At 59.9% G+C, this 22094-nt stretch carries 26 protein-coding genes; 8 read left to right on the forward strand and 18 right to left on the reverse strand.

Annotation, left to right across the window (positions count from 1 at the left end; genetic code table 11):
- The first annotated feature begins 166 nt into the window (after positions 1-166).
- The 3 genes from L6758_RS05255 to L6758_RS05265 all read left to right on the forward strand — a co-directional run bounded on the left by L6758_RS05255 (position 167) and on the right by L6758_RS05265 (position 1873).
- Complete coding sequence (locus L6758_RS05255) at positions 167-1120, forward strand: 1,4-dihydroxy-2-naphthoyl-CoA synthase (RefSeq protein ID WP_237204721.1); 954 nt, start codon at positions 167-169, stop codon at positions 1118-1120.
- 232 nt (positions 1121-1352) lie between these two features.
- Positions 1353-1607: a type II toxin-antitoxin system Phd/YefM family antitoxin gene (locus L6758_RS05260; RefSeq protein WP_237204720.1), complete on the forward strand. Its 255-nt coding sequence runs from the start codon at positions 1353-1355 to the stop codon at positions 1605-1607.
- 8 nt (positions 1608-1615) lie between these two features.
- Entirely contained in the window at positions 1616-1873 is a 258-nt protein-coding gene (locus L6758_RS05265; RefSeq protein ID WP_185174195.1) for a Txe/YoeB family addiction module toxin, read from the forward strand.
- 187 nt (positions 1874-2060) lie between these two features.
- Here L6758_RS05265 and L6758_RS05270 read toward each other — a convergent pair whose 3' ends face one another.
- Together L6758_RS05270 and L6758_RS05275 are read right to left on the reverse strand one after the other, a co-directional pair.
- On the reverse strand, positions 2061-2288 hold the full coding sequence (locus tag L6758_RS05270) for a hypothetical protein (protein WP_237204719.1): 228 nt from the start codon (positions 2286-2288) through the stop codon (positions 2061-2063).
- 3 nt (positions 2289-2291) lie between these two features.
- Entirely contained in the window at positions 2292-2468 is a 177-nt protein-coding gene (locus tag L6758_RS05275) for a hypothetical protein (RefSeq protein ID WP_237204718.1), read from the reverse strand.
- 107 nt (positions 2469-2575) lie between these two features.
- On the opposite strand from L6758_RS05275, the gene L6758_RS05280 reads away from it, so the two are divergent.
- Together L6758_RS05280 and L6758_RS05285 are read left to right on the forward strand one after the other, a co-directional pair.
- Entirely contained in the window at positions 2576-3844 is a 1269-nt protein-coding gene (locus tag L6758_RS05280; protein ID WP_237204717.1) for an AMP-binding protein, read from the forward strand.
- A 90-nt stretch (positions 3845-3934) separates the two neighbouring features.
- Positions 3935-4852, forward strand: a complete 918-nt coding sequence (locus L6758_RS05285) for a 1,4-dihydroxy-2-naphthoate polyprenyltransferase (RefSeq protein ID WP_237204716.1) — start codon at positions 3935-3937, stop codon at positions 4850-4852.
- On the opposite strand, the gene L6758_RS05290 is transcribed toward L6758_RS05285, so the two are convergent.
- Positions 4849-5133, reverse strand: coding sequence for a DUF4229 domain-containing protein (locus L6758_RS05290; RefSeq protein ID WP_237199596.1), 285 nt, complete (start codon positions 5131-5133; stop codon positions 4849-4851). The two genes, L6758_RS05285 and L6758_RS05290, sit on opposite strands and share 4 nt — an antisense overlap.
- 118 nt (positions 5134-5251) lie before the next feature.
- Between L6758_RS05290 and L6758_RS05295 the strand changes: the two genes are divergently transcribed.
- A complete protein-coding gene (locus tag L6758_RS05295) occupies positions 5252-5647 on the forward strand; it encodes a PLD nuclease N-terminal domain-containing protein (RefSeq protein ID WP_237204715.1) in 396 nt (131 codons plus the stop codon).
- Positions 5648-5723: 76 nt separating this feature from the next.
- Here L6758_RS05295 and L6758_RS05300 read toward each other — a convergent pair whose 3' ends face one another.
- The 12 genes from L6758_RS05300 to L6758_RS05355 all read right to left on the reverse strand — a co-directional run bounded on the left by L6758_RS05300 (position 5724) and on the right by L6758_RS05355 (position 16405).
- A complete protein-coding gene (locus L6758_RS05300; RefSeq protein ID WP_237204714.1) occupies positions 5724-6788 on the reverse strand; it encodes a hypothetical protein in 1065 nt (354 codons plus the stop codon).
- Positions 6789-6825: 37 nt separating this feature from the next.
- Entirely contained in the window at positions 6826-7143 is a 318-nt protein-coding gene (locus L6758_RS05305) for a PadR family transcriptional regulator (RefSeq protein WP_237204713.1), read from the reverse strand.
- A 361-nt stretch (positions 7144-7504) separates the two neighbouring features.
- A complete protein-coding gene (gene ccsB / locus L6758_RS05310) occupies positions 7505-8596 on the reverse strand; it encodes a c-type cytochrome biogenesis protein CcsB (protein WP_237204712.1) in 1092 nt (363 codons plus the stop codon).
- 80 nt (positions 8597-8676) lie between these two features.
- On the reverse strand, positions 8677-10281 hold the full coding sequence (resB, locus tag L6758_RS05315) for a cytochrome c biogenesis protein ResB (protein WP_237204711.1): 1605 nt from the start codon (positions 10279-10281) through the stop codon (positions 8677-8679).
- A 45-nt stretch (positions 10282-10326) separates the two neighbouring features.
- Positions 10327-11079 carry a cytochrome c biogenesis CcdA family protein gene (locus tag L6758_RS05320; protein WP_237204710.1) on the reverse strand — a complete coding sequence of 251 codons (753 nt, stop codon included), beginning with the start codon at positions 11077-11079 and terminating at the stop codon, positions 10327-10329.
- On the reverse strand, positions 11072-11680 hold the full coding sequence (locus tag L6758_RS05325; protein WP_237204709.1) for a TlpA family protein disulfide reductase: 609 nt from the start codon (positions 11678-11680) through the stop codon (positions 11072-11074). Before L6758_RS05325 ends, L6758_RS05320 begins: the two co-directional genes overlap by 8 nt.
- Before the next feature lie 50 nt (positions 11681-11730).
- The gene (locus L6758_RS05330; protein ID WP_237204708.1) at positions 11731-12417 is read right to left on the reverse strand and encodes a histidine phosphatase family protein; all 687 of its coding nucleotides are present in this window, start codon (positions 12415-12417) and stop codon (positions 11731-11733) included.
- 53 nt (positions 12418-12470) lie between these two features.
- On the reverse strand, positions 12471-12725 hold the full coding sequence (locus tag L6758_RS05335) for a glutaredoxin family protein (protein ID WP_237204707.1): 255 nt from the start codon (positions 12723-12725) through the stop codon (positions 12471-12473).
- Positions 12726-12842: 117 nt separating this feature from the next.
- On the reverse strand, positions 12843-12941 hold the full coding sequence (locus tag L6758_RS05340) for a 30S ribosomal protein bS22 (protein ID WP_005504750.1): 99 nt from the start codon (positions 12939-12941) through the stop codon (positions 12843-12845).
- 236 nt (positions 12942-13177) lie between these two features.
- Positions 13178-14413: an FCD domain-containing protein gene (locus tag L6758_RS05345; RefSeq protein WP_237204706.1), complete on the reverse strand. Its 1236-nt coding sequence runs from the start codon at positions 14411-14413 to the stop codon at positions 13178-13180.
- Positions 14414-14461: 48 nt separating this feature from the next.
- On the reverse strand, positions 14462-15118 hold the full coding sequence (locus tag L6758_RS05350; protein WP_237194919.1) for an ArsR/SmtB family transcription factor: 657 nt from the start codon (positions 15116-15118) through the stop codon (positions 14462-14464).
- Between the two features lie 135 nt (positions 15119-15253).
- A complete protein-coding gene (locus L6758_RS05355) occupies positions 15254-16405 on the reverse strand; it encodes an acetoin utilization protein AcuC (protein ID WP_237204808.1) in 1152 nt (383 codons plus the stop codon).
- Between the two features lie 187 nt (positions 16406-16592).
- On the opposite strand from L6758_RS05355, the gene L6758_RS05360 reads away from it, so the two are divergent.
- Positions 16593-18065 carry a TrkH family potassium uptake protein gene (locus tag L6758_RS05360; RefSeq protein ID WP_237204705.1) on the forward strand — a complete coding sequence of 491 codons (1473 nt, stop codon included), beginning with the start codon at positions 16593-16595 and terminating at the stop codon, positions 18063-18065.
- Entirely contained in the window at positions 18058-18735 is a 678-nt protein-coding gene (locus L6758_RS05365; protein ID WP_185174178.1) for a potassium channel family protein, read from the forward strand. The genes L6758_RS05360 and L6758_RS05365 overlap by 8 nt, the downstream gene beginning before the upstream one ends.
- 445 nt (positions 18736-19180) lie before the next feature.
- Here L6758_RS05365 and proC read toward each other — a convergent pair whose 3' ends face one another.
- The 3 genes from proC to L6758_RS05380 all read right to left on the reverse strand — a co-directional run bounded on the left by proC (position 19181) and on the right by L6758_RS05380 (position 22032).
- Entirely contained in the window at positions 19181-20032 is an 852-nt protein-coding gene (gene proC, locus L6758_RS05370) for a pyrroline-5-carboxylate reductase (RefSeq protein ID WP_423817188.1), read from the reverse strand.
- A 195-nt stretch (positions 20033-20227) separates the two neighbouring features.
- Positions 20228-21043 carry a sugar phosphate isomerase/epimerase family protein gene (locus L6758_RS05375; RefSeq protein WP_237185023.1) on the reverse strand — a complete coding sequence of 272 codons (816 nt, stop codon included), beginning with the start codon at positions 21041-21043 and terminating at the stop codon, positions 20228-20230.
- Positions 21044-21045: 2 nt separating this feature from the next.
- On the reverse strand, positions 21046-22032 hold the full coding sequence (locus L6758_RS05380) for a Ppx/GppA phosphatase family protein (RefSeq protein ID WP_237194922.1): 987 nt from the start codon (positions 22030-22032) through the stop codon (positions 21046-21048).
- Positions 22033-22094 lie beyond the last annotated feature (62 nt).

Below are 22094 nucleotides of genomic sequence, written 5' to 3' on the forward strand. Positions count from 1 at the left end.
CACCCCACTCCCCTGCCTGCGGGCAGGGGCGCTGGGGGCGGCGTCCGTCCTTTTCTGCGCCGAGTGTCGTCGAAAGTTTCATCTGCGCGTGCATTGAACGCGCAGATGAAACTTTCAATTACATACAAGGAACCAGCCCGGGGCGCCCCTGGGTAGACTGGTGGCTATGACTAACGAACTTCCTGCCAAGGTTTCTGATATTTTCGACCCCCACCAGTGGCGCCTGGTGGAGGGCTTTGAAGACCTGACCGACATCACCTACCACCGCCAGGTAGAGCGCAATGAGGCCGGTGAGATTCTGCGGGATCTGCCAACCGTGCGCATCGCTTTTGACCGGCCCGAGGTGCGCAACGCCTTCCGCCCGCACACCGTCGATGAGCTCTACCGGGTGCTGGATCACGCCCGCATGACTTCCAACGTGGGCACCGTGCTGCTGACCGGCAACGGCCCCTCTGCCAAGGACGGCGGCTGGGCCTTCTGCTCCGGCGGCGACCAGCGTATTCGCGGCCGCGACGGCTACCGCTACGCCGAGGGTGAGACCCGCGATTCGATTGACCCGGCCCGCGCAGGCCGCCTGCACATTCTGGAGGTGCAGCGCCTGATTCGTACCATGCCCAAGGTGGTTATTGCCCTGGTGTCGGGCTGGGCCGCTGGTGGCGGCCACTCCCTGCATGTGGTTGCTGACCTGACGATCGCGTCAGAAGAGTACGGCAAGTTCAAGCAGACCGATGCGACCGTGGGATCCTTTGACGCCGGCTACGGCTCAGCCCTGCTGGCCCGCCAGGTGGGCCAGAAGTTTGCCCGCGAGATTTTCTTCCTGGCCAAGGAGTACGATGCCAAGCGCATGTACGAGATGGGCGCTGTGAATGACGTGGTGCCCCACGCCGAGCTGGAAACCAAGGGTCTGGAGTACGCGGCCCACATTGCCCGGCAGTCGCCGCAGGCGATTCGTATGCTCAAGTTCGCTTTCAATTTGCCGGACGACGGCATGGTCGGCCAGCAGGTCTTCGCCGGCGAGGCTACCCGCATGGCCTACATGACCGATGAGGCTGTCGAGGGCCGCGACGCCTTCCTCGAGAAGCGCGACCCCAACTGGGAGGACTACCCCTACTACTTCTAGCCGCTCACAGGCGTCCGCGCGCCCGGCTCAGAGCCGCGCAGGCTAAGTGCCCACCAGACTCTCGCACTGCCCATCTTCTCTGTGGGCAGTACGAGAGTCTGGTGGGCTTTCGCTGTCTGAGCAAAAGAATAAGACGATACTTCCCCTGCAGCGTGCGGTATTCCAAAGGAAAAACATTAGCTCTTGAAGATACCGCCTCGCAAGCGTACAGTTTTCTGTACAGGAGGTTCTGATGAAAACTATGACCTACACAGAATCGCGCGCCAACTACGCCCAGGTACTCGATATCGCAGTAGAAGACCTTGAAGAAGTCGTCATCACCAGGGCAGGGCGCAAACCTGCCGTCATTCTTTCACTTGCCGAATACGAATCGCTCAAAGAAACCGCTCACCTCTTACGTTCTCCTGCCAATGCTCGTCGGCTGCTAGATTCAATTGACGAACTTGAAGCAGGCGGTGGATCCAGCCAGGCACTTCTCGAAGACTAGGCAGCGGCGTGGAACTTATCTGGAGCAGTCAGGCCTGGGAGGATTACCTGTGGTGGCAGAGGCAAGATCGCAAGGTTCTCAAAAGAATTAATACCCTACTCAAAGATATCCAACGCAACGGTAACGAAGGTATTGGCAAGCCTGAGGCGCTACGCAACAACCTCTCCGGCTACTGGTCACGCAGAATTACTGAAGAACACCGACTGGTTTACAAAATCGTGGGCAACTCTGTGCGTATTGCTGCGGTGAGATACCACTACGAGTAGACGCAGCAGCCAGAAGAAAATAACTGAGTGCCCACCAAACTCGCGCCCTGCCCACGAAGGGCGTGGACAGTACGCGAGTTTTGTGGGCAATCGCCGCCCAGGCACACAATGAGGACGCCCCGCCCACCTTCTTCACGGAAGGCAGGGTGGGGCGTCCTTGCGTTAGGCCCGGGGCTAGACTCCCCAGCTAGGCCTCAGGGCCTGCCATACGGCGGGCAGCCTTGCGCTTGTCGATGGCGCGTTCTTCGAACTCCAGCTCGATAATGCGCAGCTTGTTCTTGCGGTGCCAGGTCAGCAGCACATTGATGAGAAAGACCAGGAAAACCAGCATCAGCACCAGGTAGACCAGGCCAATCACAGAAAAAATAGCCTCACCTGCAGTAGGAACCAGCGGGTTGTTAGCAAGTACAGTCATAGTTTACGCTCCCTTATCCAGCTTGTCCGCAGCATTCTCACCCAGCCCCAGGCGCTTACGAATCACCCGGATCTCGGTCTTATTTTTCTTGTGGAAGCCCAGCAGCACTATGAAAAAGAGCACCAGCAGGGCGAGATACAGCAAGAGAAGGGCGATTTCTGCACCTGTTACCTCAAGCATGGGAAGACTCCTATCTCGACCTTGAGAATAAAGAACGTATTAGCCACAAGATTACCAAGTAGGCATACTAATCGTCAATCATCAGCAGGCGTAGACTACAAAGAGCCATGATATTTGATTCCCTCACCCCGCTCCCCAGCCCGGTTGCACACGAGTTCGAGGCCGCCGTCCGTGTCGGGGCAGACCAGCCCGCCCGCCCTGCTACGCAGGAGCTTAATGAGGCCCTGCGTACTTTTAGCGCCCGCTTCACCGAGCTAGAGAAGGGGCAGGACGCCCCCGCCCTGGTTGTCACGACCAGCGGCTCCACCGGTGCCCCCAAACAGACGGTACTTCCGGCCTCTGCCCTGGCAGCCTCGGCCCGCGGCACCGAAGCCGCCACACACACCCATAATGCCCAGTGGCTCCTTGCCCTACCTTTGCAGTACGTTGCCGGGGCGCAGGTGGTGGCCCGGTCTGCGCTGGCGGGCACCGCACCCGTTCTCACCACTTCAGTCAGCCAAGGCTCCCGCTTCACCGCCCAGGACTTCGTCACCTCCACTGAACAACTCTCCGCCCAGCACCGGCTGGTTTCCCTGGTGCCCACCCAGCTACACCGCCTACTGGAAACCCCCAAAGGGCCCCTCCGCACCGAAACTCTCGATGCGCTGCGCTCTTTCTCCGCGATTCTTCTGGGTGGGGCCCCGGCCAGCGCCGACCTCATCAGCACCGCCCGCGACCTGGCACTGCCGGTAGTTCGCACCTACGGCTCGGCTGAAACCGCAGGCGGCTGCGTCTATGAAGGCAAGCCGCTGCCGGGCGTCCACGTGCAGATAGAACCTGAAGCCACCGACCCAGAAGCTCCCGGGCGTATCTGGCTGGGCGGGCCTACCATTGCCAGCGGCTACGCCAATGACCCTCAACGCACCGCCGCCCACTTCTTTGTAGACGGTCAGGGAACCCGTTGGTACCGCACCGACGACCTGGGCACCCAAGACCTGCGCACCGGAACCCTCACCGTAGCGGGTCGAGCCGACGACGTACTGATTTCCGGCGGTATCAAAACCAGCGCGGCAGCCGTAGCTACCACCCTCGAAAGCCACCCGGCCGTGCGCGAAGCCCTGGTGGCCGGGGTTCCAGATGCCCGCTGGGGTACCGCCATCACCGCCGCCGTCACCCTGGTGGCGGGCAACAGCGCACGCGCTTCTGAGCTTGCGGACGCCATCCCCCAGCTGGTGGCAAAAAAGCTGGGGACGGCGTCCGCCCCCAAACTCGTTAAGGTGCTCCCTGAGCTGCCGACTCTTCCCACCGGCAAGCCTGACCGGCGGGCCGTCCAGGCGCTCCTTGCAGAAGCCTGGAAAGCCCAGTCGGCAAACCGGGGTAGGTCACGCGGCCACTAGCGGGCGTCCACCGCTAAAAAGTGAGAGAATGGTGTGTATTTGTGGCGTAGCGACGCCACATCGAAACTTGGGTTGATAAGGAGCAAGGCAGTGGCAACGGTTGCACAGTGGATTGAAGGGGCGCGTCTGCGCACGCTCCCCTTGGCGGCAGCTCCTATCATTGCTGGTTCTGCAGCCGCCTACGAGGTGCACCAGTTCAAGCCCGGCCGCGCCCTACTGGCCTTCCTCGTGGCCTTCTTCTTGCAGGTGGGCGTCAACTACGCCAACGACTATTCTGATGGTATTAAGGGCACGGACGAGGTACGCGTAGGGCCCTTGCGTCTGGTCGGCTCGGGCGTGGCCAAGCCCTCCCAGGTGAAGATGGCAGCCTTTATCTGCTTTGGTCTAGCGGGGGTCAGCGGACTGGCCCTGATTATGCTCTCCCAGCAGTGGTGGTTCCTGGCTATCGGTGCCTCGGCGGTGCTGGCTGCCTGGGGCTATACCGGCGGTAAACATCCCTACGGCTACATGGGCTTGGGCGACATCTTCGTCTTTATCTACTTTGGCCTAGTCGCGACCCTGGGTACGATGTTTACCCAGAGCAACCAGCTGACCCTAGCTTCCTGGGTCTTTGCGGTTGCTCTCGGGCTGTTCTCCTGCGCCCTGCTCATGGCTAACAACGTGCGCGATATTCCCACCGATATTGAGGCGGGTAAGAAAACCCTGGCAGTGCGCCTAGGGGACCGGGCGTCGCGCATCACCTACGCAGCCGAGATGGGCCTGGGCCTGGCGCTGACCGCCCTGCTGGTACCCCATAACCCCTGGTATGCCCTGGCCTTTATTCTGATTGGGCCGGTCGTTCATTCGGCCCTGGTGGTGCTCTCGGGGGCACTGGGTCGCGACCTCATTCCGGTGCTCAAGCAGGCGGGCATTATTGCGCTGATTTACTCGCTTCTGGTGGCTCTTGCCGTGGTCCTGCACCCGCTCGAAATCTTTGCAGAGCGGGCTACCGTCTTTACCGGCTACTAAAGACCCTGGCTACGTCGGGCCGCTTCGTCTAGCTCGTCTTCAAACGCCTGATTTTCATCTTCAACCCTTGTTTTCTTAGGCTTGTTCTTGCGGCGGATCATGCGGTTAAAGTCGGCTGCTGCGGCGTCGTGCAAGCGGGGGAAGGCCAGGTAGCAGATGGCGAAGCCAATGATGGCGCCGAAAATAATAGCAAGAATGAAGCCCACGCCAAAGTAGTAGGAAGCAAAAAAGGCGGCGGCTGAGAAGAGCAGGCGGAGCAGGGAATACTTCAGAAAATTCACCCCCTCATTCTACCAACCTGCTGGTGGTGCCTATAGGAGGCGGGCGCGTCCGCTCATCTAGCACGCTGTGAGCGCACAAAGCGGGGCGGGCGGGGCCTGTCGTGGAAAAATAGGGGGTATGGGTAGAGCTATTTTGTTGATTGGCGGTGCCGCCCTTCTGCTGGGCGTGTGGATTTATTCGATTCTGGATGCCGCCCAGACTGATCGTTTGCGGGTGCGCACCCTGCCTAAGGGGGCCTGGCTGGCTGTGCTGGTGCTCTTCCCCTTGTTGGGGTCGGTGCTCTGGTTTTGGTTGGGTCGCCCCCGCGGGGCGCGCCACGGGTCTTTTGGGGCCCCTGTTGCCAAGCCGCCGGTGGCTCCCGACGATGACCCTGAGTTTTTGAAGTTCTTGGAGGCCCGGGCCCGGCGCGAGCGCCAGGACGCCGAGTGGCAGGAACGCAAGAAGCGTAAGGACGCCGGTGGGCAGGGCTCTGCCCAGGGCGAGGAGGCCACCGAGCCGGAGGACGAGTCCTAGTTTTTTCGAACCCCACCTTTTATCACGAGCCCCACGGTTTACAGGTGGGGCTCGTGACAAAGTGTGGGGTTCGCTCTTATTTCTTAGCCTGGCGGTAGGTTCGGTAGTTCTTACAGAGCTCTAGAACCAAAACGCAGGCCACAAAGATAAAAAGGGGCAAACGCCAACTTAGGCTGGCCGAATCTGGAGTAGCCCACAGCCCATAACCCCAGAAACCAAGACAAGCGATCATCATGAGGGAATAGAGGTAGAGCCGGTAGGGCTTGACCTTCTTTTGTTCTGAGAGGGAACGGGCATAGGCTACCGGGTGACCGAATTCTTCGAGGTAGCTACTTCCGCTTTCATACGCGTGCTCTTTGACTCTGGAAATTTCTTCCCGCACGCGGGCGTCTGAGATATCGCCGCGCCCCCTCAACTCCTGCTTGAATCGAGCAAGCCAGGTTTCATCGCCCTGGTAATCTTCTTCCTCATCTAGGCCTGTAACCTGCGGGGGTGAGGGCAGCAGAAAGCCCGCAGCTGTTCCCAAAACACCCAGCCCCAGGGCAGCCACTAGGTGGGTCCAGCTGGGCAGGCGCTGGGTGAAAACCTCATAGGAGGCAAATAGACCAAGCCCGATGGCTGCTGAGCCAGCCAGAATAACGAGCGCTGTCAGAAGTACGGCAGCGGTAAAGCCCAGTTTTTTGCGGCTGTGCTGAAAAATTAGGCCCATGGCGAGAACAAGCATGCCTAACGCCCCAGGAAGAAAATAGAACCCTAGCGGCTGGGAGCTGGGTCTATCACTGGGCAGTATGCCCACAACCCAGAAAAGGACGCTAAAGAAGGCTCCTGTAAAAAGCCCTGCCACCATTACTTCTTTGAGGGCCCATGGCTCGTCTTCAGAAAAGGCCTGGGTTCCTTTTTCCCGCCAGGTGGTAATTTTTTCTGCGGCCCATTCCTGAGGGCTACCGTAGAGTTCGGTGGCGCTTTCGCCGCTTTCTGCGATCTGTCTAATGACGCGGTTGATGGCGCTTTCGCTGGTGACTGCTTTGACACCGTTTGTAGCGAGGGTCGCAAAGGCAGTTTGTACCCAGTCTTTGTCTGCCGGGTTGTCGCTGGCTTCTTCGATTGCGGCGGTCAGGCGTTCGTAGGGGTTGTTTGCCATGTCTCCTCCTTGAGTCATATAGAAACGTCTGGTGGGTTTAGGCTCCGAGGGCGCTAGTGAGCCGGGCCAGGGTAGCTCGTTCGTCGGCGAGCTGGCGGGCGCCTGCGTCCGTCAGCCGGTACTGGCGGCGGGCGGGGCCGCTCTCCCCTTCCATCCAGGCGGTGGTGACGTACCCGGCTTCTTCGAGTTTGGAGAGAGCCGGGTAGAGGGAGCCGCCGCGCAGGCGTCCATAGCCCATCTCTTCCAGGCGGGTAGCCAGGCCATAGCCGTGCAGGTTTTCTTGAGCCAGGCAGGCCAGGACGGCGGTGGGCAGGGTTGCCCGTACCAGGGCCGGCGGGTAGGTGGTGGGGTTCATGAGCACCTCCTTCTGTATCTAAGTACAACATCTACCTAGATAGGTTTCAAGACTTTTGTCAATTATTACCAAACAGCACCTACGCAGAAGCCCCCGCACACAATGTGCGGGGGCTTCTATGAACCTGTGGGAGAACGCTTTATAGAAGCTGGTTAACCAAAGCAATTAGGCGACTCAGGCTCGCAGCGAAGCTGCTGGCTCGGGGCTGGCGTGAATCGCTGGTGATGAGCACCGAGATTCCGAGCGCGCGAGGAAAACAAATCTCGGTGCGAATCTGGCGAGCTTGCGAGCCAGCTTGTGAACCAGCGAGAGGGTCGGCAGCGAGCGCGAGCCTGGGGAGCCGTAATGAGGGGTATAAATCCTAGAGACCCGAGTAGGAGTGCAGGCCCGAGAAGTACACGTTGACCACGGTGAAGTTGAAGATGATGCAGAGGTAGCCTGCGATGGAGAGCCAGGCGCTGGGCGGGCCCGACCAGCCGCGGGTGGCACGAGCGTGTAGGTAGGCGGCGTAGACCACCCAGATGATGAAGGTCCAGACTTCCTTGGTGTCCCAGCCCCAGTAGCGGCCCCAGGCTTTTTCTGCCCAGATAGCACCGGCGCCCAGGGTGAAGGTCCACATGGCGAAGCCTACGGTGTTGAGGCGGAAGGAGAAGTTTTCGAGGGCGGTGGATGAGGGGATGAGGCGCATGAAGCCGAGACGGGCCAGGGAGCTGTCATTACCTTCGATGATGTGGCGTTCGCGGGAGGTTTGTACCAGCTGCAGGATTGCCATGGCGAAGGTGATGGTGAAGATGGCGGAAGCCAGCACCGCGATGGATACGTGAATCACTAGCCAGTAAGACTGGAGAGCAGGCACCAGCTGACCTACGGGGGTGGGGTAGGCGATGGTGGCTGCGGTCATCATGGTCAGAGCCAGGCCAGATACCAGGGTCCCTACAAAGCGCAGGTCGCGGAAAATCAGGAAGCCCAGGTAAACCACAACCACGAGCAGGGCGCCGGTGGTACAGAATTCGTACATGTTGCCCCAGGGCACGCGGTTAGCGGCGAAGGCGCGGGAGAGCACACCGGCCAGGTGAATCAGGCAGCCCAGGGCCAGAATGACCACACCGGCGCGGGCGGCAGGTCGGCGTTCGCCGCTACCGTAGCGCATCTCTGAGTCGGCGACGTGACCGGCGATCTTTGCGGCTGCTGATTTCTTGTAGCCCATGCCGCGTTCGCCGGTGCCCTGCTCGGTGCCGCTAATGCGAGCTGAGCGGGCATTTTTGACGCGGGCACCGGCACCCACGAGTTCCTTTTCAGCTTCGGGGACCGTGGCGGCTTCAAGGCGCTTGGTGGTGCGGGAGTGGGCAGCGACGTCCCAGGCAAAGGCTACGAAGGCCACCATGTAGGTGATCGCCGCAAGGTACATAAAGAGTTCGCTCCAGCGGGCGAGCTCTATGTTGACTTCTGACATGGTGTTCTCACTTCACAGGTTGAGGTAGGGCGCGGACGCCGGTGCCCGGCCGGGTTGCCCCGGGGTAGGCGGTGGGTAGGTTAGGCTTCATCAAATTCTAGTCCCCATTGCTCGGCAAAGAGGTCGGTGAGTCTATCGGCTTCGGTTGCGAGCCTGGGGTCTTCGCCGCGGGCCAGTAGGCCGTATTCGACGGTGAGCAGGCGGTTAGCGCCGGTGCCGCTTTCAGTGGCGCGCACCCAGACGCGGCGGCGGGCAACGAAGACAGAGAGCAGTAGACCGCCGAAGAGCAGGGTGGCCGAGATCAGGGCGATAGGACGGCCGGGGTCTGAGCGTATTTCAATACCGGCGTAGCGCTTGACGCCCAAAAACTCGATGGTTCCGTGGCCGCCTGGCAGGGTGGCGGTGTTGTTACTGGCATCGAGCACGATACCGTTGCCTGCTGCCATGGTGTTGAGCGGGGTGAGGCTATCGATGTCGAGTACGTAGACGTTCTGGGGTACACCGTTATCAAGCCCCAGGTCGCCCGCGTAGCTTTGGAGCACCAGCATGGGGTTGAGCAGGTCGGAGTCGATAGAGGTGGGGGCGCTACCGGTAGTGCGTTCGCCGGTGGGCAGGAACATGCCCACAAAACCTAGCTGGTCGGGGTGGGCGTCCGGAACCTTCAGCACGATAGATGAGAGGTAGCTACGGCCCGAGGGTAGGCCCACCACGGGCCCCTCGTAGGCAACAGAGCCGTCAGTGTTGGTGATACGGACGACCGGTGAGTAGCCGTTACCCAGCAGGTAGATAGAGGTTCCCTCAAAGTAGATGGGTTCATTGACTCTGAGGGTCTGCTCACGCTGTTCACCGTCTGCACTGGTGAGGGTGAAGTCAGCTTCGTAGTTGATATCTGAGCCGTAGGTGGGTGAGCCTTCCTGACGGTCGTATTCGACGGTCAGGTTGTTGAGGGTGGCTGAGTAGGGCACCAGCCAGTCGGGGTTGTAGTTGGTGCCGGGGCTGAAGGAGTCATAGGCGACCAGGGAGTTGACGAAGGTTTCGTCCTCGGTCACCACTCGCTGGCCGCTGTAGCCAAAGAGGGAGCCAAGCGCTACCGCAATCAGCACACCGATCATGGCCAGGTGGAAGAGAATGTTTCCCAGTTCGCGCAGGTAGCCGCGTTCAGCAGCAACGTTTACAACACCCGGGGCTTCTTCGCGCACCTCAATACGGTAGCGGCGCTTTTTCAGCACGGCCGCAGCGTCCTCAATAGCGCGGGAGGCTGTTAGCTCCCCGGCACCCGCGCCTACCGGAATGGTGAGGGTGCGGTGCTGGGGTAGGCGGGAGAAGTTCTTGGGGGTGCGGGCGGGCCCTGACCGCATGGCCTGGTAGTGCTTGGTAGCGCGGGGAATGACGCAGCCAATCAGGGACACAAAAAGCAGAATATAGATAGCCGCAAACCAGACCGACGAGAAGACATCAAAGAGCTGGAGCTTATCAGCGATAGGGCCCCAGGTGGGGTGCACCTCGATGTAGTCAGCTACAGCAGCGGGGTCCTGAATACGCTGGGGAAAGACCGAACCGGGCACAGCGGCGACCGCCAGCATAAGCAGCAGGAAGAGGGCGGTGTTCATCTTGGTCAGCTGCGTCCATGCCCAGCGGAGCATTTCCAGCGGGCCTAGTGCCGGGGCGTCCTGAGTCTCTGCCATGTTTTCCTTGCTATCTTCGGTTCGGTACGTCAGTGTGGGGTGTGTTTAGATGGGGAGTTCGTAGACCGGCATGCTGGCCTGGAACCAGGACATCAGCTGCGTCCAGAGGCCGGTCGCCAGAAGCAGGCCGATGATGATGAGCATGATGCCGCCCAGGCGCTGGAGCAGAAGTCGGTTTCGGCGGGCCCAACCCATGGTATTGACGCCGCGGGCAACGCCCAGCGCCACGAGCAGGAAGGGAATCCCTAACCCCAAGCAGTAGGCCAAGGTCAGCAGGATGGCCTTACTGTTATCGGAACCGCCGGTATAGACCAGGGTCTGTACAGCTGCAAAGGTGGGGCCGATGCAGGGAGCCCAGCCCAGACCAAAGGTGATCCCCAGAATGGGGGCACCCCAGAGGCCGGCCGGAGGTTTGGCCTCAATTTTGCGGTCGCGCTGGAAAAAATCAAAGCGCCCCATGAAGACCAGACCCATGAGAATTACCAGCAGACCCAGCACCAGGTCTACCCAGCCCTGGCCGCGGAGCCAGGGGGCGGCTCCCAGCTGGGCCAGCACCACAGACATGAGCACAAAAATAAAGGAGAAGCCCAGCACGAAGAGGCCGATGCCGGTCACCATGCGCAGGTTGCGGCGGCGGGGGCTCATCTCTCCCCCCGATAGGCCGGTCACGTAGCCCAGGTAGCCCGGCACCAGCGGTAGCACGCAGGGGGAGGCAAACGAGACCAGGCCCGCCAGTGCCGCAAGGGGCAGGGCGAGCCAGAGGGAGCCGTCGAGAACGATATTGCCGAAACTAGGCACTGACCTGGTCTTCGAGTAGGGTGCCCAGCACAGACTTGTCGATTTGCCCCAGAATACGGGCCGCTACGCGCCCTTCAGCGTCGAGGACGACCGTGGTCGGCACCGCCTGGGCAGGCACGTACTTGCTCATGGCAAGCAGCACCTTGCCGGTCACGTCGCGGAAGGAGGGGTAGGGTACGGAGAAGTTCTTTTCGAAGGCCTCAGCGGTACCCTTTTCATCGCGGACGTTGGCCCCGTAGAAGGCAACCTTCTCGCCGTAGGCTTCGTGCAGTTCGTTGAGCCAGGGAGCTTCAACGCGGCAGGGGGCACACCCGGCGTACCAGAAGTTCAGCAGCACGGGCTTACCGCGCAGGTCTGCGGCTGAGACGACGGTACCGTCAAAAAGTTCGCTTTCGAAGTCAACGGGTTCGCCGCGCTCACCAGCGGCGTATTCGGTGACGCTACCATCACCGGCGATGTAGCCCTTGGAGTCGCCCGCATCGGCCTGGGCAGCCAGGGAGTCCTGAGTGGATGAGCAGGCAGAGAGCAGGCCGACAGTTCCCAGAGCGGCGATGCTCAGGGCCTGCTTACGGCTGACGCGGGCAGGGAAAGAGGTAGACATGAATTACAGGTCTTTCAGGTCAGTGTAATGTGCGCTTGCAGTCGGTGCCATTATGACCCCGGTAACTGAATAACACCTGAATAGAGTTCGGCAGCAGGCTCAACATAGGAGAGTTTAGGCTTGCCAGGGGCGAAAATATTGGGGAAGGTAAAACTTGTAATGGAAGCTAAATTGCACTGGCGGCTGCGCGGGTCGTGCGGCAGCGCCCCACCCTCTACAGAGGTGCGGGCCATCCAGATGGGTAGCTGGTGCGAGACAATAATCGCCTCGGCGCCGTCCCCGCCCTTCTCGTAGGCGGTGCGGGCGGCGTCCTTAATAGCCTCAGCCATACGCGTTACCTGATTCCGGTAGGGTTCACCCCAGGACGGACGCAGGGGGTTGAGCAGGTGCTTCCAGTGGCGGGGGTTGTTCAAGAGCTCCTGCTTATTCACGTGCAGACCCTCGAAGTAGTTCCCGGCCTCAATCACACGTTCATCGGGCTGGGCAACCAGGCCCAGCAGTTCCTCGATGGGGGCAGCCGACTCGCGGGTGCGGGTGAGCGGGGAGCAGACCAGGTGCACAATGTTGGCACCGGCGTCCGCGCGGCGCTTAAACTCTTCGGCAGACAGGCGCACCATCTTCTGCCCGGTCTCAGACAGGTGGTAGTTGGGCAGACGCCCATACACGATACGGTCGGGGTTGTGCACCTCGCCGTGGCGCATCAGGTGCACGGTAACAGTTGCCGAAGAAGTATTCATATCTCTAGTCTCTCAAACCTAGTCAGTAAGCGCTAACCAGCAACCCCGCCGGTTTACTCCGCCAGTTTCTTCTCAATAATCTTCGCCAGGCGTTTGGCATTGACCTGCCAGAAGTCCTTAACCTCACCGTCAACCCGCAGCACCGGGATCTCGGTGCGGTGACGCTCCAACAGGTCGGGGTGCTCTTCAACGTTGATTTCTGTATAGGTCAGCCCGTAGCTGTCTGTCACCCGACCGGTCGTCTCCCGAGCAGCTTCGCACAGGTGGCAGCCGGGCTTGGTCAGCAGTTCAATCAGTGGTGTAGCCATCACACCACTCTAACCTGCCCCTCCCCTAGCAGGCGAGCGGGCCCGCCCGCCCCGAAAAGTCCGGTGATACAGCGCGAGCCCCGCACCGAAACAGGTGCGGGGCTCGCGGTGAAGAATTTACTTCTTGTTGCGGCGCTGGTGGCGAGTCTTGCGAAGAAGCTTGCGGTGCTTCTTCTTAGACATACGCTTGCGGCGCTTCTTGATAACTGAACCCATTGGATTCACCTCACTTATTAAATAGTGGTCGATACCCGGCCGACAGCAACCACCCGAGGGCGGTAGGTCGGTAGCTATCCGGGCGCTATACCGGTATAAACGCTCCAAAGCACGCATAAAGGGCATAGCAATACCCTCGGCGTGAAAAAACGCTCTCTCCCAAGCCTACAGGCAAACAGGGCTTTTCGCCGACTGTTCACCGGCAAGTGAGAGCATTTTCTCGTTTTATCTACCCTCTAGCGGTCACTAGTGGCGTACTCGTAGCCCTCGCGCAGGATAGCGGCCTCTTCTTCGGAATCCCCCTCCGTATCGGCGTCAAAGAGTTCTTCGTCGGCTTCAGTATTGCTCTGAACGGGGGCGCTTTTACGGAAACCAAAATATCCAACGACGTCAAAACGCTTTTTGGAGGGCTGATTTCTGTTGCCCTGCGGGGCTACGGCTTCAGCACCATCGCTGGCAGTTTCTTCCCTTGCGTCCTGCGATTCGGGGGCCTCACTGGCCGTGGGCGTCTCGACTTCCTGGGAGGCTGCTGCCCCGGGATCAGGGCTGGCGGCAGAGCTAGCGGCGCGGACGACCGGGCTCACCGTCCCTCGCCTCCGGCGGCTTACGCTCTTGGCAGGGGGCAAATCTGCTGTAGGGGCTGCTTCGATAGGTTGGATGGTGGTGAGCGCTTCAAAAAGCTCAGGCTCAATGGGGCCGCCCCAGTCTTCTGGAACCAGCTCCTGGGTCTCTACCTCAATGGGTTCAAGATTGACCCCGCTACCGCCCTGATCCGAGGTATCAACATCTACCGGGTGGCCCGCTTCAGCAAAACGCTCCTGCAGGTTAGCCTTGAGCAGGGTCTGGGCTAGCACCGCGTCACCGGAGCGGGCAGCATCGACAATAGCCCGGTACTCCATACGCAGGCGAGACGACGTAGCACTCCACAGCGGCACCTGGCTGACAAGCTCAAAGCGGGCCTCAATCATGGCATCACGCAGGGTGGCCAAGAGGGCAGAAATCAGGGCATTACCGGAGAGCCTTCCGAGTTGGATGTGGAAATCCGCTTCAAGCTCGTGGAAATCACTCAGGCTAGTAGCATCGTCCTGCATAACCTCAACGATACGGTCAAGCTCTTCAAAGGCGGTCTGGTCGAAGGCAGGCCCGGCCAGCGCATGGCTTTCAAGAAGTAGGCAGGTCGATAGGAGGTCTTGCCGAGGAGAACGAGAGCTCGCCAAATAAAGGCTGACGGCTGGCCCGGCAGAAGCTGCCGGTTCCCGCACCAGCTGGGCGATAATGCTTTTCTTGCGCCCCTCATAGAGCCTCAGCACTCCGATTTCTTCGCAGTGCTTAAGGCTCTCCCGCATATGGTTCTGGCTGATCCCCACTTCGTGGGCCAGTACCCTGTCATCGGGCAAACTATCGCCCAGGTGCAGGGTCTGGTTAATCAGTTCATTCTCGATCCAGTCGAGAAGCTGCTGATGGTGTGCCATACAGTCTTACGGTGTCCTTTGAAACTAGCAGTGTGTTAGGGCAGGAGCCTAGCGGGAGCTACGGCGACCCCAGCGGGTAAGCTTGGCCAGCAATCCGCGATCATCGCCGGTTTCTTCACCGGCAGGGCTGTAGGCCTGAGAGTCAGTAACTCTAGCACGAGCCTCGGAGTCAGCCACTACCTGACGGATAGCTTCCTGAGCAGCGACCTCCTGGCTCTCTTGACTCGCAGCTTCCTGAGCTTCCTGGGCCTCCTGGGTTTCCTGGCTCTCTACGATATCTTCGTCCACCCGGTTATCGAGCACGGGGGTAAAGGGGGTCAGCGGGGTAAAGGTAATACCGGCGGTGTTGGGGTGGGGTACGTCAATGACCGGAGCGGGCACCTCTTCCGGCTCCTCGGGAATAGAAGCGGTTTCAGCCTCAACAACGGAGATGGCTTCAGCAGCGGGGGCTGCCAGCAGACCATCTACCCAGTCGGTAACGGTGGTGAGGGGGGTGGGGGTAATAGAGTAAAAACGCTTTTGGCCCACGGCTTCAGTTTCGACCAGACCGGCGGTACGCAGCACTTTGAGGTGCTTGGATACGGTGGGCTGACTGACGCCCAGCTCCTCAACGAGCTCGCCAACGGCCATTCGTTCGACGGCTAGTGCCTGGAGGATGTGTCGCCGCGTGGGGTCAGCGATAACAGCAAATACGTCGTCTTTCATACTGACATCTTTACACATATATACCCACAATTGCATGTTTGACCAGCAGAAATGGGGACACTCATCGTCTATACCCAGCTAGCACACAGAAATTTTGGGTCCAACGTTACGCCTTAACACTCCATCGCCTCGTCGCTAGTCGTACCAGGGGTCAAGACCCCACAGGGGGAATACTTCCTTGCGGGTGGCCATAATGCTGCGGTCTACACTGCTGGCTGGGTCATAGCCAACCTCCCAGGAATACCACCAGAGGTCCACGGGATCCCCCATCATGGTAGGCACCTTGGTACCATACTTTTCAAGCATATAAGCCTGCCATGATTCCGGAGTTGGCATATTTATATCGAGGGGCTGCCCGGCCGCCACCGCAATAAGGTGGCTCCAGGAGCGGGGCACAGCGTTATAGATGGAGTAGCCCCCTCCCCCGGTGGCAATCCATCGTCCCTCGCACAGCTCGTCCGCCAGGAGGGAAATGTGGGCGGCAATCTCTCGCTGCCCATTGATGCTGATGTTCAGGTGCGACATGTCATCGGCCAGGTGGGAGTCACAGCCGTGCTGGCTGACAATTACCTCGGGCTGGAACTGCCGCAGTAGGCTAGGGACCACAGCGTCAAAAGCTCGAAGCCACCCTGAATCTGTGGTGCTTTCGGGCATGGCAATATTGACCGAGGTTCCTGCTGCCATCCCTTCGGGGCCCACTTCGTTGGCGAAACCTGTACCGGGAAAGAGAGTCATGCCGCTCTCGTGCAGGGAAATAGTCATGACATTAGGGTTATCCCAGAAGATACTTTGCGTACCGTCCCCGTGGTGGGCGTCCACATCGATGTAGACGACCCGTTGCACTCCCGCTTCAAGCAGGCGGGCTATGCCTACGGCGCAATCGTTATAGATACAAAAGCCGCTGGCGTGATCACGTGAGGCGTGGTGCATGCCCCCGCCGAAGTTAACGGCGTGCTTGACCTTACCGCTCAAGATAGCTTCTGCAGCCTGGTAGGTGCCACCGGCAAGTCGGGCGGACGCCTCGTGCACCCCCTCAAATCCGGGGGTGTCTTCGGTGCCCAGGCCACAGCTGGCGATGGTCAGCGTGGGGTCGGCGCTGATTTTTTGAACCGCGTCGATATAGGGGTAGTCGTGGGCCAGCATAAGCTGGTGCACGGTAGCAATTTCGGGCTCTTCAAGCTCTACCTGCGGGAGGTCAAAAATCCCAAGGTCCCGAGCCAGCGCAGCCGTGGCATCGAGTCGCGAGGGGTGCATGGGGTGATAGTCGCCAAAATAGTAGTTGGCCATGGCAGGGGTCCAGAGCACACGCACATCGGTGGGTGTGAGGCTGTCAATAATAGCCACCAGCACTACCTCCTTTGGTAAGTTGAGTCACACTTACCATTAAACACATAAAAACTCTGCGGGCACCACACCCCGCTTGTATGACACGCAGACTACGCTAGAGACGGCAGAAGAAAGCGAGGTGAAGAACGTGGGCAAAATTGTGCGCAAGGTCCAGGAGCGCAAGCGGGTTCTGGACGCCATGGAACAGGGGCAGCTGGAGTACCAGCAGCTCCTTCAAATTGTTAAGTTTTCGGCAACCTTTCAGGCTCGCTTGGCCCACCTGCGCGACCTGGTAGACCGCCTCTTTGGGTCGTCCTCCTCGCGTATCGCCATTGCAGCCTTCTTGCTGGTCATTATTTTCTTCTCGCTCATGCTCTACACCCCCTGGGCCTCACGCGATGGCCAGCAGGTGGAGTTCCACCACGCTGTTTTTACAGCGACTAGCGCCGTAACCGTCACCGGCCTCACCACGGTCTCTACCGCCGAACAGTGGACCTTCTTTGGCCAGCTCATGATTCTCTTAGGCTCGCAGATTGGCGGCCTCGGCACGCTCACCCTCACCTCCATCCTGGCGCTGGCGGTAGGGCGCAAGCTGGGGTTGCGCTCCAAAATTATCGCCCAAGAGTCCCTCAACATCGGACGCCTGGGTGAAGTAGGTTCAGTTCTTCGCACCGTGGCCTTTACCTCCATCGCCATTGAGGGTCTGATCGCCTTCACGCTCATCCCCCGCTTCCTGGTATTGGGGGAGCCCCTCTGGCAGGCAGTCTGGCACGGCGTCTTCTATGCGGTCTCGTCCTTCAACAACGCGGGCTTCACCCCCCACTCAGACGGTATTGTGCCCTACGGCCACGATCTCTGGATTCTCTTCCCTATTGCCCTGGGCGTGATGGTGGGATCCCTCGGCTTCCCTGTCATTCTGGTGCTGCGCAACAACCTGCGCTTTAGTAAATGGAATCTTAACGCCAAGCTCACCATCATCGGCACGCTGGTGCTCTTCTTTCTGGGCTCTTTTGCCTGGGGTGCCCTAGAGTGGGGCAACGACCGCACCATCGGTGCCATGGGCGCGGGCGACAAAGCACTCAACGCCGCCTTCGCATCCATCATGACCCGCTCCGGAGGCTTCAATCTGGTTGACATGGCAGATATCCACCCCGTCACCATGCTGCTCACCGACGTACTCATGTTCATCGGCGGCGGCTCGGCGTCCACCGCAGGCGGTATCAAAATCACCACCATCACTGTGGTCTTCCTGGCGATTCTGGCAGAAGCACGCGGCGACCAGTTCGTCGTGGCTTTCAACCGCACCATTCCCGATGCTGTACTCCGTATCGCTATCTCCGTGATTATGATGAGCTTCGTGTTTGTACTGGCAGGCACCACCGCTATTATGCTCATCAGCCAGGTCGGCCTCGACAGGGCTCTCTTTGAAGTCATCTCGGCCTATGCCACCTGCGGCCTGTCTACCGGGCTCTCGGCCGAGCTGCCGCCGTCCGGAACCTACATTCTTTCTGTCCTCATGCTCATTGGCCGTATCGGCACCATCACCGTAGCCACCGGCTTGGCGATGCGCTCCCGTCGCCGCCTCTACAAGTTCCCCGAAGAAAGGCCCATCATTGGCTAGAAAAGACTTCCGCCCAGCCCACAGCGCCCCCGTGCTGGTGATTGGCCTAGGACGCTTTGGGTCGGCTACCGCTGCCCAGCTCGTCCGCCAGAATAAAGAGGTTCTTGCTGTTGAGAAAGACCCCGTCCTGGTGCAGAAATGGTCGGGCGATCTCACCTACGTGGTGGAGGCCGACGCCACCGATATGAATGCCCTGCGTCAGCTGGGGGCCCAGGACTTTACCGCCGCCGTAGTGGGTGTGGGCACCTCTGTGGAGGCCTCGGTGCTGATTACCGCCAACCTGGTGGACCTGGGCATTGAGCGCATTTGGGCTAAAGCTATCACCCCTTCTCATGGCAAGATTCTCTCCCGTATTGGAGCACACCGGGTTGTTTACCCGGAGTCGGACGCCGGGGTACGAGCAGCCCACCTGGTCTCCGGGCGCCTACTGGACTTTATCGAGTTCGATGACGATTTCGCCATCGTCAAGATGTACCCACCCAAGGAGACCCACGGCTTCACCCTGGCAGAGTCTGATGTGCGGTCTAAATACGGGGTGACCATTGTGGGGGTAAAATCACCGGGTGAAGAAATTACCTACGCAACCCCCGACACCCGGGTTTCTTCACGCGATTTATTAATCGTTTCAGGCCAGGTAGATCTTATTGAAAGATTTGCCGCACGACCCTAACAGGTTTATACCTACAAGAAGCGGTTGACCATACCCTATACCCACCTGAGCATAGAAACCACCCAGGTGTCTTCCGAAATAATTCGTCTTTTTTCAGATTTCAGGGTGCATAAACTTAAAAACTGGCATATAGTTGTAACTACCTCTAAAGGTGCGAGTGATTACTGAACGGTCCGCGAACCCGTTCAAGTAGCTCAAGGCCTGAAGATTCCCAGATGGTTCCCCCTAATCCCATCTGCTTCAGGTGGCGAGCCTTCTCTTGAAGCCGGATCCCTACCGGTGAAAGAGAAAGCTAAAGGCCAGTCCGATTCCCTACGGACTGGCCTTTAGTGTATCTAGACTACTTTCACAGACAAAAGACAGCAGGCTGCCCTACCTCGCTCCACAAGGAGTTTTGGTAGCACAGCCTGCTGTCATAGGGCCTTTTGCTTAGGCTATCTCTGTACTATTTTTCAGAGCTGAACTCCTCGGTCATCTCGTCATTTCGAGCTACACAGGCCCGCATAGCGGTCTCGGTTAGTTCGAAGAGGCCGCCATCGATGTAGGCGGTAATCGCCTTATCTGTGGTTCCCTTGGGGCTGGTAACCGCCTTACGGAGATCCTGGGGGTTGGGGTCAGCATCCAGCAGATAGCCCGCGCCCGCCACCGTAGCAGCAGCCAGTTCAGTAGCAGTCTTTTCGTCCAGGCCCAGCTTGACTCCCGCAGCGGCCATGGTTTCTGCTAGCAAGAAGGCGTAGGCAGGGCCTGAGCCAGATACAGCAGTCACTGCCCCCATCTGCTCTTCCTCAATCTCAATCACCCGGCCTGCTGCCCCCAGAACCGAAGCAGCAGCGTCCTTCAGATCCTCGGTCACGGTCTGCCCCACAGAGATAGCCAGTACACCCTTGCCCACCCGCGAAGGAGTATTGGGCATGCAGCGGATTGCAGGCTGCCCCTCGGGCAGAGCCCGCTGTAAGGCTTCCAGGGTGATACCGGCAGCAACCGACACCACTACAGTATTCTCGCCCAGAGCCGGTGAAATTTCGCGGGCAAGATCAAGGATCGCGTAAGGCTTGACACCCAGCAGTACCACGTCGGCCCCTTCAGCGGCTTTGAGGTTAGCCTGCGCATCGTCCTCACCGGCAAGGATGGTTACGCCATGAGCCCCCTCCCCCAGCTTTTCACGCAGGGTAGAGATGCTGGCGTGAGAGCCAACGGTCGCGCGCACAGAGGTAGGGTCGGTACCCGCAGCAAGCAGGCCCGAGGCGATCGCTCCGTTCATGGAGCCGGTTCCGATAAAAGCAACGGTAGTCACGATGTTCTCCTTCGAATATGACACGTACGATAACGCGGCCCAGGCTCGTGCTCGCTGCCGACCCTCTCACCTGGTTCGCTAGCGCTCACAAGGTGATTCACGCCAGCCCCGAGCCAGCAGCTTCGCTACGAGCCTGGGCCGCGAATTCTCCTGATACGCACCGAGATTGTTTCCTCACAGGCTCCCCAATCTCAGCACTTATCGAGCTAGGTGGGTACGGGCGAACTGCAGGGTCTCGTAGAGCATATCGTCGCGGGCCCCTGCGCCCTTTGCCTTACGGGTTGACACTTCAGCGCAGACAACGCCGTCGAAATCGCTGGCTGCGATGTACTGCAGGGTCTCGGCGACGGGCTGGGTGCCGTGGCCGGGTACCAGGTGTTCGTCCATGACCTTATCACCGGATCCGTCGGTCAGATGCACGTGCCCCAGACGGGAGCCGATGCGTTTGACGGCTTCGAGGGAGTCGTCCCCGGCTGCGGCTGCATGGGAGAAGTCCCAGGTCATCCAGTCGTAGTCGAAGCGGGAGGGGTCCCAGTGGGGGGCGTACATCTCTACCGCGTGGCCTTTGATGGACCAGGGGTACATGTTTTCGACGGCGATTTTGACGTTTTCGAGCTCTGATATTTCGCGCACGCCCGCAACGAAGTTCTTGGCATAGAGCTTCTGCCAGCGGAAGGGTGGGTGGGCGACGATGACGTCCGCCCCTACCGCCTTGGTCATTTTGGCTGCCATCTGCATTTTGTTCCAGGCCCGGCCCCAGACCTGCTGGGTTAGGAGCAGGGTGGGGGCGTGAATGGCGGAGATGGGAATCTGGTATTTCTGGATCAGGTCGAGCAGGTCGTGGGGCTCTTGGGAGAGGGCCGAGTGGGTGATCATGACTTCCACGCTGTCGTAGCCCAGGTCTACGGCGGTTGAGAAGGTTTCGGGTACACCGAGCGGGAAGAGGCAGGAGGTAGAAAGTGCCACCGGCACGGGTTTGCGGGCGGACGGGTTCTTGGGTGCGTCGGTGCTCATGGCTAGTCCTGCACGAATTCGGCGAGGGAGCGGGGGTCAATCATGGCTTCGGGCCCCTGCTGGGAGAGGTAGTTTAGGCGGCGTAGCACCAGGCCCTCGCGCAGGGCCCAGGGGGAAACGCGCATGCGGTCTACGCCAAAGACGTCCATGGCGGTTTCTGCCGCGATAGCCCCGGCTAGCATCTGTTCGGCACGGACGTCTGAGACGCCGGGGAGGCCAGCGCGCTCTTCGGGGGGCATAGCTTCCAGGCGGCGGGTCCAGAGTTTGAGGTCTTCGAGTGACATTTCGCGCTTGACGAAGGGGCCTGCCGAGTAGGGGGCTGCCCCGCAGATACGGGCGAGGGAGCGGAAGGTTTTGGAGGTGCCCACGACCATGTGGGGCTGCCCGTAGGCTAGTAGGGTCTCGGCAACGGGTTCTAGGGTTTCGCGCACGTACTTGCGGAGTTTTTTGATTTCCTTGGGGGACGGCACGGGGGCGCTGAACCAGTCGCCGGTTAGGCGGGTGGCACCCAGCGGCACGGAGATTGCGTCGTCGGGGTAGGCGTCCATGCCGGTGGAGAACTCGAAGGAACCACCGCCGATATCGAAGTTGAGAATGCGGCCGGCGCCCCAGCCCTGCCAGTGGCGCACGGCGTGGTAGGTAATGGCGGCTTCCTGGTCGCCGGTGATTTCGGTGAGGTTGACGCCGGTCTGGTTCTGCACGTGCTGCAGCACCTCGGGGCCGTTCTTGGATTCACGAATGGCGCTGGTGGCAAAGGCCAGCAGGTCTTCTGCCCCATGCTCAATCGCGTAGAGTACTGCGGACTTCACGAAGGCGGTGAGGCGGTCGCGACCCTCATCGGTGATGTTGCCGTCCGCGTCGATGTAGCGGACGAGCTGTAGGGGCTCCTTGTGGGCTGCGGTGTAGGCTTCGGGGCGGGAGCCTAGCTGCCCCTCAATCAGAAGCAGGTGGCCGGTATTTGAGCCAATATCGAGCACGCCTAGACGCATGGGTCCCCCCTTGAGTGGTGACAAAAAGTTTTCCTGCCTACCAGTGTACAAGGATGGGACCC

The sequence above is a fragment of the Rothia nasimurium genome, from assembly GCF_928382285.1.
GTDB lineage: Bacteria > Actinomycetota > Actinomycetes > Actinomycetales > Micrococcaceae > Rothia > Rothia nasimurium_E.

What these genes read in the sequence shown, in the direction of transcription:
- L6758_RS05345 (WP_237204706.1), bottom strand. Translation starts at nt 14,413, where the DNA reads ATGGCACACCATCAGCAGCTTCTCGACTGGATCGAGAATGAACTGATT.
- L6758_RS05270 (WP_237204719.1), bottom strand. Translation starts at nt 2,288, where the DNA reads ATGACTGTACTTGCTAACAACCCGCTGGTTCCTACTGCAGGTGAGGCT.
- L6758_RS05260 (WP_237204720.1), top strand. Translation starts at nt 1,353, where the DNA reads ATGAAAACTATGACCTACACAGAATCGCGCGCCAACTACGCCCAGGTA.
- L6758_RS05280 (WP_237204717.1), top strand. Translation starts at nt 2,576, where the DNA reads ATGATATTTGATTCCCTCACCCCGCTCCCCAGCCCGGTTGCACACGAG.
- L6758_RS05300 (WP_237204714.1), bottom strand. Translation starts at nt 6,788, where the DNA reads ATGGCAAACAACCCCTACGAACGCCTGACCGCCGCAATCGAAGAAGCC.
- L6758_RS05335 (WP_237204707.1), bottom strand. Translation starts at nt 12,725, where the DNA reads ATGGCTACACCACTGATTGAACTGCTGACCAAGCCCGGCTGCCACCTG.
- L6758_RS05305 (WP_237204713.1), bottom strand. Translation starts at nt 7,143, where the DNA reads ATGAACCCCACCACCTACCCGCCGGCCCTGGTACGGGCAACCCTGCCC.
- ccsB (WP_237204712.1), bottom strand. Translation starts at nt 8,596, where the DNA reads ATGTCAGAAGTCAACATAGAGCTCGCCCGCTGGAGCGAACTCTTTATG.
- L6758_RS05275 (WP_237204718.1), bottom strand. Translation starts at nt 2,468, where the DNA reads ATGCTTGAGGTAACAGGTGCAGAAATCGCCCTTCTCTTGCTGTATCTC.
- L6758_RS05340 (WP_005504750.1), bottom strand. Translation starts at nt 12,941, where the DNA reads ATGGGTTCAGTTATCAAGAAGCGCCGCAAGCGTATGTCTAAGAAGAAG.
- L6758_RS05255 (WP_237204721.1), top strand. Translation starts at nt 167, where the DNA reads ATGACTAACGAACTTCCTGCCAAGGTTTCTGATATTTTCGACCCCCAC.
- L6758_RS05295 (WP_237204715.1), top strand. Translation starts at nt 5,252, where the DNA reads ATGGGTAGAGCTATTTTGTTGATTGGCGGTGCCGCCCTTCTGCTGGGC.
- L6758_RS05325 (WP_237204709.1), bottom strand. Translation starts at nt 11,680, where the DNA reads ATGTCTACCTCTTTCCCTGCCCGCGTCAGCCGTAAGCAGGCCCTGAGC.
- L6758_RS05380 (WP_237194922.1), bottom strand. Translation starts at nt 22,032, where the DNA reads ATGCGTCTAGGCGTGCTCGATATTGGCTCAAATACCGGCCACCTGCTT.
- L6758_RS05355 (WP_237204808.1), bottom strand. Translation starts at nt 16,405, where the DNA reads ATGGCCAACTACTATTTTGGCGACTATCACCCCATGCACCCCTCGCGA.
- L6758_RS05330 (WP_237204708.1), bottom strand. Translation starts at nt 12,417, where the DNA reads ATGAATACTTCTTCGGCAACTGTTACCGTGCACCTGATGCGCCACGGC.
- resB (WP_237204711.1), bottom strand. Translation starts at nt 10,281, where the DNA reads ATGGCAGAGACTCAGGACGCCCCGGCACTAGGCCCGCTGGAAATGCTC.
- L6758_RS05375 (WP_237185023.1), bottom strand. Translation starts at nt 21,043, where the DNA reads ATGAGCACCGACGCACCCAAGAACCCGTCCGCCCGCAAACCCGTGCCG.
- L6758_RS05350 (WP_237194919.1), bottom strand. Translation starts at nt 15,118, where the DNA reads ATGAAAGACGACGTATTTGCTGTTATCGCTGACCCCACGCGGCGACAC.